We start from the raw sequence: 10,817 nt of genomic DNA, 5'->3' as shown, positions 1-10,817 counted from the left end.
CGTTTTTTGTGAAATTGATAAGGCAACTGAATCGCGCACCCCGGGTCAGACAGCTTTCTGATCGATGCGCTCAAGGGAGAACCAGGATGCGCATGTCGTGCCATCACCATGTCACGACATGCGCGGCAAACCACGTGCGGCGTTTTTTACCGTCGGCGTCGATGATTGATAAGCAGGAACAACGCCATCAGGGCCAGAAAGCCAATGACCAGTCCCAGGGCATTGCCAAGCACACGCTCAATGCCGAGACGTTCGACGTTGATGAACGGATAGGGATAGAAGTCCCTAACACTGCCGCTCCACAACATGCAAAAAAGATAACCCAGCGGGTAGACCAACCACAGCCAAAGACGACGTGCATTTACAGTAAATCGAGGCACGTAAAGCATCCAATAGATCAGCGCCAAAATAGGCACGATGGTGTGCACCACCTCGTTGAGCACGGCACGCATGCCAGTAGGCGCCCAGTGACCACGCAGCAGCAGGTTATATCCGCAACCAACAAAAGCCAGATACAACGTCACAGCAGTAATCACCGACGCTCGGTAGCTCCACGGCGGCAACCATCGTTTAAGTGGTGTCATCGCAAGGAGCACGACGACAAAACAGACGGCCGACAAGGCAATCGTCAAATTTGTCAAATAGCTCGCGGTGCGAATAGCGCTTTCTGCCCAAGACCATCCTTGAGACATAAACCATGTCATTGTCTTGGTCACCTGGCCCACTGCACCAAAGCACGACAGCACCGCCAAGACCGTTACCAAACCGACAGCCCCAGGCTTCAGACGCACATTCGATTCATACGGCGGCGTCGGCAGGGGTGCCGACGCGTTGTTTGCAACGTCATCGACGGACGCATTGGCCGGCGTGGACGGCGCAACAAGGCTGCCCGTCGGCAGATGTTCCCTCGCCGAGCGGTTCCCGCCGTAGCGCGATGAAGACAGGGGTTCCGTTGGTTTACGCATGACGGTATTTTAAGCCCGAAACGAAACCGGATCAAAGATAGGCCCGACGGACGCCCCCCTCTACAGTCAGCTTTCAAACGCCACCGCGACGCTGCGTCTCCGAAGGCGTCATGCCGAATAACTGGCGATAATCCGCGGTAAATTGGCTGTGATGCCAAAAGCCCCATTCCGCCGCGATTTCCTGCACCGTCCGTCTCTCCGACATCACGGATGATCGCGAAAGACCCGCTTCGTCGCCCTTCGAGAAGGCTCCCAACGGTAAAGTTGATGACACCTTCACCGCCTCGGACAATAACGCGCGACGCACGCCGTTAAGACGCGTCGCACGCAGATACCGCTGCGGGCTCATGCCATAGATATCTTGAAAACAATATTGCAATGTCCGGCGACTCGCGCGCAGCGCCGTGCATAACTCCGGAATACCGATAGGCCGTTCTCGATTGTCCAGCACATATTGCCTCGCCGTATCGACTATCCATCGTCGATGCGGCTTCGGCATTGCAGGGATCGGTGCGACGTCTCCCGCCTGGCGCAAGCCGCTCGCAAGCAGCCGAAGCACCTCATCTTGAAAATGCGCTGCCTGGAAGGGTGATAGACGTTCCGCCACACCAAAACTGTGTTCCGCGCAAAGGACGCGATACATGACCTCCCGCAGCGCATCGAGGGCGGTCAACTCGAAACGCACAAGATCGTCGCGGATTCCACCCGGGACATCCGGACAGTCATGCATCTCATGCATGACCTCGCGCCACGCGCTTTCCGTTATGACGATGCCAAAAATACGGAACCGGGACGGCGTGACCAATTCAAAATCGCGATCGCCCTGCTGGCAAGCGACCATGTCGACATCAATCGAACGCGCACGTATCTTTGCGCAGATGCCACCGAGGTCCTCCGCCCCCTCTTCCACGGGCACCATTGTCCCTGGCGCCGGCAAATGCCGATCCTTCCCGTCGAACGATGTCAGACGCCTGTCTGGAATGCCGAACCAGATCGCACCAGATCGAACGCGACATGCCTGGCGCAACGCCTGACTCGTTGTTTCAGAGAAAAAATGAAAGCCATTTGACTGCCATTCGGTAAGCGAGCCTGAAAAAGGCCCGGTGCTAAGCTGGTCATATTGCTGCGTCCATCCCGAAATGGCGTCCGCCTGGATATTGGGGTCCGCGGAAACATGGCGCATGATTCGCGCGCTATCACTCGCATGTACCGCAGCAACGCGCTCCACGTCCGGGACGTTCGCGGCGGGCTGCACGCGCGCGGCATCAGCGGCCCATGCCATCGCGGGAGCACGGGTGCGCGGCTCGCGCGCGCGGTGTGACGCACTGGACATGATCGTCATTGTCGTTTCTCTCCGCCGAACGACTGAAATCATCGCATCGAAACACGGGGATGGCGAAACCGGACGCACCGGTTTCAATTCATACGCCAGTGTAGAAAGAAAAAAATAACGGTGCGCGCCCACGACGGGGCGCAGCGAGAACTACAGGGAGTGCAGGCAGCATTATTAGTCAGACGTGGGCGCCGGGAGTGCTCCAGGATCGGCAATGCGCGTCAGCAACGCGTCACTGTCGTCTTTCAGTTGAACGCCCGTCAGCTTGAGGCGTCGAGCCTCGGTGAGCAGATGGCATAACTTGAATGCGGCGGCGTCATATCCCAAACCTTCAGGACGGACGTTCGAGATGCAGTTGCGCTGCGCATCACTGGTACCGCGCCGTGGCGCATGGGTCAAATAAAGGCCGAGGCTGTCAGGAGAACTCAGCCCCGGTCGCTCGCCAATCAGCATGACCACGAGACGGGCATGCAGCAACTCACCCACGTCATCCCCCAATGCCACTCGCGATTGCGTTGCAACCACCACAGGAGCGATCCGCCAATCTGTCAGACGCTTTCGGACGCATTGCAACAATGGCACCGCATGACGGTCTGCGGCTTGGGATGATAAACCGTCCGCCACGACGAAAACCACATCCCATCGAGGGGCCGCCTCGCCATCGCGTCCGCGTTCCGATACGGCCGCTTCCGCAGCACACGCCCGCAACTGTTCGGCGCTGTCGTCGGCAAGGCGTCGGCCAAGGTCAGGTCGACGAAGGTATTCAAGACGATCCTTTGCAGCACTGCGGACACGCAATGCCTCGAACCCCGCGCTCTGCAGCGCCTGCAGGAGAGACGAGACGTCGAGCGGCTGGTGGACGGCGTCGCGTGCCTGCGCATGCGCGAGATTGAACGCGAGCAACGGCGTGGTAGGCATGCTGTTTCCCGCACGCCCCAAGGCAATGCGTGCGCCCGTGAACTGTCGCAACGCATCCCAAGGATTGGATTGCAGGGTCGGTTTGTCTCGCATTGAATCCGTATTTTCCAGTTCACGCCACTAGGCGTCGATCCATTGCTGCGCCAATAGCGGCTGCTTCGCAGATGCAGGGAGGATGCGTCCCGCGCGATCCGCGATACGCATCGACTCAAGCCAGGCCTCGAATTCAGGCGCACGCCCTAGACCAAGCACCGATCGCGTGTACAACGCATCGTGAAATGACGTGCTCTGGTAATTCAACATGACGTCATCCGCGCCGGGCACGCCCATGATGAAGTTGATGCCTGCCACGCCAAGCAGCGTCAGCAGGTTATCCATGTCGTCCGAATCCGCTTCCGCATGGTTCGTGTAGCAAATATCGCATCCCATCGGCACGCCCAACAATTTACCGCAGAAATGATCCTCAAGGCCGGCTCGGGTGATCTGCTTACCGTTGTAGAGATATTCGGGACCGATAAACCCTACAACCGTATTCGTGAGCAAGGGATGAAATCTGCGTGCAACGCCATATGCGCGGGTTTCACACGTTTGTTGGTCCACGCCATGGTGTGCATCGGCTGACAACGCACTGCCCTGCCCTGTCTCGAAATACATCACGTTCTGTCCGACCGTCCCCCGCTGCAGCGACAAGCCTGCTTCGTACGCTTCCTGCAAAACCGACAACGTTACGCCGAAACTCGCATTTGCTTTTTCAGTGCCTGCGATGGATTGGAAAACAAGATCGACCGGCGCGCCGCGTTCAATCGCTTGAATCGTATTTGTCACATGGGTCAAGACACAGGTCTGCGTCGGTACATCGAACCGTTGGCGAAACTCGTCCATCATCACCAACAAGGTAGTGATGGCATGCAAGCTGTCACTTGCCGGGTTGATGCCGATAACGGCGTCGCCACAACCATACATCAAGCCATCCAGCATCGATGCGGCGATACCGCGTGCATCGTCGGTTGGATGATTAGGTTGCAAGCGAACGGCCATGCGTCCCGGGAGTCCAAGCGTATTACGGAAACGCGTAATCACCGGCCGCTTTTTTGCGCCAAGAATCAGATCCTGATTCCGCATGATCTTGGAGACCGCTGCGACCATCTCCGGCGTCAGACCTTTGGCGACATCACACACCGCTTCCGACGACGTGGCATCCGACAGGATCCAATCTCGAAAATCGCCGACATTCAGATGGGAAATGGGCTCGAAAGCCGACAAGTCATGATCATCGATGATCAGACGCGTGACTTCGTCGTCTTCATACGGTATCAACGCCTGCTGCAGAAACGTCTTCAGCGGAACAGCGGCCAGCGCCATCTTTGCCGCCACGCGCTCTTCTTCGGATTGTGCACTGACGCCGGCCAGTTGATCGCCGGAGCGTTCCGGCGTTGCCTTAGCCATCAACGTTTTCAAATCGTCGAACACGTAACGGCGACTGCCAATGGTTTCGGAGAACGCCATCATCTACTCCTCAAAGAAGCGGGCGGCACGCATCGCATTACGCATCTCATGCCGCGCAAATCGAGAGAAGGCGACAGCGTCGTCTCGCCTCTCCATGCCGCCGCACACACGCAATCAGGGGTGCCGCTCAACGACAGCCGTATCGTTTTCCGCAAATTCCGCACTGGCGATAGCATCAGGCGACGCATGCAGGTCGCGCTGATTTCGCGTAGCAAGGAAGTACGCAAAACCGATCACTACGATCACCGCGAAGATACCGGCAACAAGCGCATTGAAATACACCATCGTCACCAGACACAGCACCGCCGCGCACAGTGCGAATGCTGGAAAAATCGGAAACAACGGTGCCTTGTAAGGACGTGCCATTCCCGGTTCCGTGCGACGCAGCTTGAACAGCGCCGCCATGCTGATGATATACATCACGATGGCGCCGAATACGGACATCGTCACGATATTCGCCGTCAGTGTCTGGCCAGCAAACTGAATCAGGTTATCACTATAGATGGCCGCAATCCCAATGACCCCGCCAGCAAGGATGGCACGGTGGGGCGTCTTGAAACGCGGATGCACTTTCGCCAGTGCAGGCGGGAGATAACCCGCCCGGGCAAGCGCGAATATCTGACGCGAATATCCCAGAATAATGCCGTGAAAAGAAGCCACCAGGCCGAACAAACCTAGCCAGACGAGCATATGCAACCAATTACTGTTGTCACCAACGATGTATTTCATTGCTTGCGGCAATGGGTCGTTGATATTCGACAGCTTGGACCAATCGCCTGCGGCGCCCGCGAACACCATGACGCCGATGGCAAGAAGCACGAGCGTGATGATACCTGTCACGTAAGCGATAGGAATCGAGCGACGCGGATTACGCGCCTCCTCCGCAGCCATTGCCACCCCCTCGATGGCAAGAAAGAACCAAATGGCAAAAGGAATCGCCGCAAAAATTCCCGAAAAACTGCCTAACGTGAAGTGATCGGCGCCGGACCATCCCCCTTTTGTGAAGTTCGCGAGTTGGAAACCCGGCGATACCACCCCCATGAATACGAGCAATTCGAAGATCGCCAGCACCGTTACGCATAACTCAAATGCCGCGGCGACCTGCACACCAACGATATTGAGTGCCATGAAGATGATGTAGGCTCCCACCGCGGCATTTTTGGGATCAAGGCCGGGAAACTGCACATGGAGATAGGCCCCGATCGCCAGCGCGATGGCAGGCGGCGCGAAAACAAATTCGATCAGCGTCGCAATGCCGGCGATATAGCCGCCAACGGGGCCAAACGCACGGCGCGCATAGGCAAACGGTCCACCTGCGTGCGGTATCGACGTCGTCAATTCCGTAAAGCTGAAAATGAAGGTGGCGTACATCGCCGCAATGAAGATGGCTGTCACTAGAAAGCCCAGCGTCCCCGCCGAAGCCCAGCCATAACTCCATCCAAAATACTCCCCGGAAATCACCAGACCTACGGCGATTCCCCAGAGTTGCCAGGTTCCCAGCGTTTGCTTCAAGGCTTGCGGCGCGGCAGGTAGTGCCGCCGAAGCGTTCATATCGGGCGTCATGGTATCCCCAGGTAACGTATGCGGTTTTCTTATTGGCACACTCGCCCAATGGCGGGGCCGCCTGTTTCCGCTACAGCGCCTTCACGCGCGGGAAATTGAATCACTCGATTCGAACACGCTGAAAATGGGGAGAGTTAGCGAAATTCGGCATAAATGTGAGATTTGCGGCGAACGTCCGCCACCTTAACGCACTGTTGGGTGGGCCGAGCAGTGGCACTGTCGACATGCCTCTCGCGTACCGCGTCTACGTACATCGGGGACGCCACGCCCCGCGTACAATCGGACAACTTTTTAATGTGCGGGCAAGCGCGCCCTGCACGAGGCGTTGGCTTACCGCATGCGCCCTTACCGCATCGTCAAATAACAGGATTTTCCATGCATGAGCAGGCTTCTTCCCCGGTTCGCCGTCTATCCCCCTCCGCGGAGCGAAATCGCGATCCGATATTGCATGTCTTGACACGCGTTTTACCCAAGTCCGGCACGGTACTTGAGATAGCGAGTGGTACCGGCCAGCATGCCGTGCATTTCGCTGCTGCACTACCTGCCATCACTTGGCATCCAACCGATGTGGATGCCACTGCACGTGACTCGATAGAAGCGTGGCGCAAGCATGCAGCGCTCCCCAATCTGGCCGCACCGTTATCCTTGGATGTGCACCAATTTCCTTGGCCTTTGCCGGCATCGGCTGAATCGCTCGCGGCAATCGTGTGCATCAATATGATTCATATCTCCCCTTGGACTGCGGCGCAGGCATTATTCGATGGGGCGCAACGGTATTTGGCGGCGGACGGCGTGTTATGTCTTTACGGGCCTTATCGGCACAACGGCGCGCATACGGCACCCAGCAATGCGGTGTTCGATGCGCAATTGCGCGCGACGGATGAGCGCTGGGGCATTCGCGATCTGGCCGATGTCGAAGCGCTCGGAACCGCGGCAGGCTTGCACCTCGCGGAAGTCGTCGACATGCCCGCCAATAATTTAACCTTGGTCTTTCGACGCGTTTGATGGGTACCTCGCATTGATCACATCGGACTGTGGCGGCGCGGCAAACCGATGCCCGACGTAGAATGAGGCGTTGGCATGGGGACAACCCTTTTCGTTTTCTTTTTAATCAGGCAATGAATTTATGAAGTCACTGAGCGCATTTCTTCTGGTCGCCGCGGTATCCACCTCCGCGTTCGCTGCCGCTCCGACAACCGAGACCCTGCCGTCCGGTGTCGTCGTGCAACAGCTCGTTCAAGGCACCGGCGCACAACCCAGCGCATCGGACAAAGTGACGGTGAACTACAAGGGCACCTTGTCCGATGGCACCGTTTTCGATAGCTCCGCCCAACATGGCGGCCCGGCGACGTTCGGCCTGAACCAGGTAATTCCATGCTGGACGCAGGGTGTGCAGAAAATGAAGGTCGGCGGAAAGGCAAAGCTGACGTGCCCGGCAGCCACTGCCTACGGTAGCCGGCAAGTCGGCCCGATCCCGCCGAATAGCGCATTGACGTTCGAAATCGATCTGCTGAAGGTTGGCGGCTGAATCCAAGCGAAGAGCGATGCGCACGCAGCGCTACCGCATGCCGCATGAAAGTTGAGCGTGCTACGATTTTTCATCATTCATCGGACGGGAGTGCGTCATGCCGGAAATCGTCGTTTATGCCGCTGCGGGTAAAACCCCGGAACAGAAGAAGCAACTGATGCTGGGCATCACCGAAGCGGTTGAAAAATCATTTCAGGTGCCGAAAGAGTCAGTCGTCGTTTCAATCGTAGAAACGCCGAAAGCCGATAAGATGAAAGCAGGTGTGTTGTTTAGCGAACGGTAATGCCGTGGCTGTTTGGGGGCGCACCCTCAATGGTGCCGTGCTGCCGAGGGACGCTAAATCGGCACGTCGGCAACGCATTCCGCCGCAAGTATAGCGTCCTGCAAAAACGCGCGATGCTCGACAAGCTCAGTAATCGCGCATTCGTCCGGTAAATAAAAAACCCGCGAAGCCTTGCGCTATCGCGGGTTTGACATGCTCCGAGGTAACCCTCGGACTAGTATTTGGTGCCGGCTGCCAGACTCGAACTGACCACCTGATGATTACAAATTTTCTGCTGAATCAATAAGTTATTGATAATATGGAGAAATCAAGAGAAAATTCAAAAAAGCAATACTTCTTTTAAATCAGCAATTTAGAAAAATCCAACAGAAATTACAGCAGCTGGGCAATGTACCTTCATTGTACTTCCGTTGTCCTATTTTCGAGCTTGACCGATCAGACCAATCGTGCTTTTAGGCAGACCTCACACTATGCCGTGACCTTAGGCGTTAAGATGTTCACCTATTTCAGCGCCAGGACGCCGTATGAGGGAAGCCAGCGCTCGCACGAACAACGATCCTCGTTGCTACGTCACGGAATATCGCATATGAAAAAGCTACTCATCACCGACGTTGACAATACACTATTTGACTGGGTAAACGTATGGCACCAATCTTTTCAAGCGATGCTTGATGAGCTTTGTCGCACAAGCGGTCTCAAGCAAGAAACACTGTACTCCTCAATTCGTGCGGTGCATCAGCGCCATGGAACAAGCGAGTATTCTTTTTTATTGGAAGAAATTCCAGAAATAAAAGAAATTTTTCGTGACTCCCTGCCGTCCCGCATACAACCTGCGATAGACGCATTTCGCGCTGCGCGCACGGAAAATTTGCAGCTTTATCCAGGTGTGAAAGAGAGCTTGACCCAACTGCGCGACTTAGGTATTCCAATCGTTGCGTATACGGAATCACAAGCTTTTTATACTCAGTACCGATTCCGAAAATTGGGACTCGATCACTTAATAGATTTTGTATATTCACCAGCCGACCATGCTTTACCTATTGATGACATTCAGTCGATAAGAAAATATTCAGCGGATAACTATCAGCTTGCTCATACCGAGCCAAGATTTACCCCCGATGGCGAGTTAAAACCAAATCCACACATTTTAGCCTCAATTCTTCAAGACATGAAAATCGATCCATCCGATGCGATTTATATTGGCGATAGCCTTATGAAAGACATCGCCATGGCGCAAGATGCCGGTGTGGACGATGCATGGGCCAAGTATGGACTAGCGGACATCGGTCAATACGATTTACTGAAAAAAGTATCTCATTGGTCAGAGCAAGACATTGCTAGAGAGAAGAAAATTTTCGATGGAAGATCTATTCGCCCATCGAATACATTACAAAATGGATTTCACGAAATATTGAATTTTTTCCAATGAAAATTGATGCCAAATTCAATACAAAATGACAGATAAATCGACTGACGAAAAAGACAAAGCGGGTGGAACGATCGAAATATGGAAAAAAACGATTGATGTACAGCAACATTTCAATGATTTAGAGTTGCGTATTCGCAATTTCGCGCTAGTCGTGGTTGGAGCTGTTCTAGCACTTGGAGGATACGCGATAAAAGAATCCGTTCACACCACAATATTCAATAAAGAGATAAATTCTGCCGGACTAATTATTTGGTCTGCCATCATTCCGTTGATTGCATTTTATTTTATGGACAGATGGTGGTATCACAGACTACTAAAAGGATCGGTCAACGCAGGAATAACAATAGAAAAAAAACTCAAAGAATTAGGATATGAAATCGCCCTAAGCAGTGAAATCAGCAAGGCCAGTCCATTTGAATGGCGACTCTGGGGAAGAAAAATCAACCCAAACAGCAAGTGGTGGAAGCTGCCGGTGCGCAGAATGCATTCTGAAAATAAAATGGACTTCTTTTACACTACACTTGTAATTACATTATTTGTGATTGGAGGTGTTTTAATTCTTGGCACTGATCCATCAAAATCCACTGGACCAAAAAATCCTCCAGCAACGACAAACCTTCATCAGCTGTGAAATACTTGCATCAAGGTACGTAAATAAAACCGCATCTGGCCCGTGTTTTCACGAAAATAAATATCGTCGCGGGCCGAAAGGGATATCAATGCGAAGCGAAGACTCGACACTGCGCTAAGCAAACAACGCTGGCCGTTTCCACCATTCCGCTCGACTAGTGGCTTACCTTGTAAGCAAAGCCTTCCCGATCAACTGTAAGCGGCCGGTCATCCCATCTAGCGTCCGACATTAGCGTGTAAGAGCATACGTTTCCACGATCATGGAAGCGGACACATGTACCCTATCGCAGAACAGCCCCGTAAAGGCCGAACCAAGCGTAGCTATTCTCCGGAATTTCGCGCCGATTTAGTTCGGCAGTGCCAGCAACTCGGTATGTCGTGTTCCGCACTCGCGATCTCGCACGGCATGAATCCCAATGTACTGCGTCGTTGGATCAAGGAAGCTGATCAGACACGAGCACCGAAGATGGCAACGCAGCACATTGATACGGTGCCGGCCTTCATCCACGATTGCCATTGATTGGCCTGCTGAGCGCCTGGACGACAGTGCCGCCTGGGTGCGGGAGATTTTACGGTGATCCGTATCGACGCCATCTGGCTCGCCATCGAGCCCATGGACATGCGTGCCGGCACCGAGACCGCACTGGCACGTGTGGTCAAGA

At 54.6% G+C, this 10,817-nt stretch carries 11 protein-coding genes; 6 read left to right on the top strand and 5 right to left on the bottom strand.

Annotated features, from left to right (window positions below; all coding sequences use genetic code 11):
- Window positions 1-146 precede the first annotated feature (146 nt).
- From WM40_RS24770 to eat, 5 genes are all read right to left on the bottom strand, one after another.
- A complete protein-coding gene (locus WM40_RS24770; protein ID WP_052738514.1) occupies window positions 147-965 on the bottom strand; it encodes a Pr6Pr family membrane protein in 819 nt (272 codons plus the stop codon).
- 73 nt (window positions 966-1,038) lie between these two features.
- Entirely contained in the window at window positions 1,039-2,307 is a 1,269-nt protein-coding gene (locus WM40_RS31815) for a helix-turn-helix domain-containing protein (protein WP_024901911.1), read from the bottom strand.
- Between the two features lie 165 nt (window positions 2,308-2,472).
- Window positions 2,473-3,309: an ethanolamine ammonia-lyase subunit EutC gene (eutC, locus tag WM40_RS24760; protein WP_024901912.1), complete on the bottom strand. Its 837-nt coding sequence runs from the start codon at window positions 3,307-3,309 to the stop codon at window positions 2,473-2,475.
- A 27-nt stretch (window positions 3,310-3,336) separates the two neighbouring features.
- The gene (locus tag WM40_RS24755; protein WP_024901913.1) at window positions 3,337-4,722 is read right to left on the bottom strand and encodes an ethanolamine ammonia-lyase subunit EutB; all 1,386 of its coding nucleotides are present in this window, start codon (window positions 4,720-4,722) and stop codon (window positions 3,337-3,339) included.
- Window positions 4,723-4,836: 114 nt separating this feature from the next.
- Window positions 4,837-6,285, bottom strand: a complete 1,449-nt coding sequence (gene eat, locus WM40_RS24750) for an ethanolamine permease (RefSeq protein ID WP_024901914.1) — start codon at window positions 6,283-6,285, stop codon at window positions 4,837-4,839.
- Between the two features lie 375 nt (window positions 6,286-6,660).
- On the opposite strand from eat, the gene WM40_RS24745 reads away from it, so the two are divergent.
- From WM40_RS24745 to WM40_RS32645, 6 genes are all read left to right on the top strand, one after another.
- Complete coding sequence (locus WM40_RS24745; RefSeq protein WP_046154297.1) at window positions 6,661-7,290, top strand: DUF938 domain-containing protein; 630 nt, start codon at window positions 6,661-6,663, stop codon at window positions 7,288-7,290.
- Window positions 7,291-7,411: 121 nt separating this feature from the next.
- Window positions 7,412-7,813 carry an FKBP-type peptidyl-prolyl cis-trans isomerase gene (locus WM40_RS24740; RefSeq protein WP_024901916.1) on the top strand — a complete coding sequence of 134 codons (402 nt, stop codon included), beginning with the start codon at window positions 7,412-7,414 and terminating at the stop codon, window positions 7,811-7,813.
- 97 nt (window positions 7,814-7,910) lie between these two features.
- Window positions 7,911-8,096 (top strand): tautomerase family protein, encoded by a 186-nt coding sequence (locus WM40_RS24735; RefSeq protein WP_024901917.1) that lies wholly within the window; start codon window positions 7,911-7,913, stop codon window positions 8,094-8,096.
- Between the two features lie 586 nt (window positions 8,097-8,682).
- Window positions 8,683-9,525, top strand: a complete 843-nt coding sequence (locus tag WM40_RS24730; protein WP_046154298.1) for an HAD family hydrolase — start codon at window positions 8,683-8,685, stop codon at window positions 9,523-9,525.
- Between the two features lie 25 nt (window positions 9,526-9,550).
- Window positions 9,551-10,156, top strand: coding sequence for a hypothetical protein (locus tag WM40_RS30455; RefSeq protein WP_157685974.1), 606 nt, complete (start codon window positions 9,551-9,553; stop codon window positions 10,154-10,156).
- A 273-nt stretch (window positions 10,157-10,429) separates the two neighbouring features.
- A complete protein-coding gene (locus WM40_RS32645; RefSeq protein ID WP_082103214.1) occupies window positions 10,430-10,675 on the top strand; it encodes a transposase in 246 nt (81 codons plus the stop codon).
- Window positions 10,676-10,817 lie beyond the last annotated feature (142 nt).

Origin of the sequence: Robbsia andropogonis (assembly GCF_000970345.1) — a bacterium.
GTDB classification, from domain to species: domain Bacteria; phylum Pseudomonadota; class Gammaproteobacteria; order Burkholderiales; family Burkholderiaceae; genus Robbsia; species Robbsia andropogonis.
This window is presented reverse-complemented; position numbering and strand designations above follow the sequence as displayed.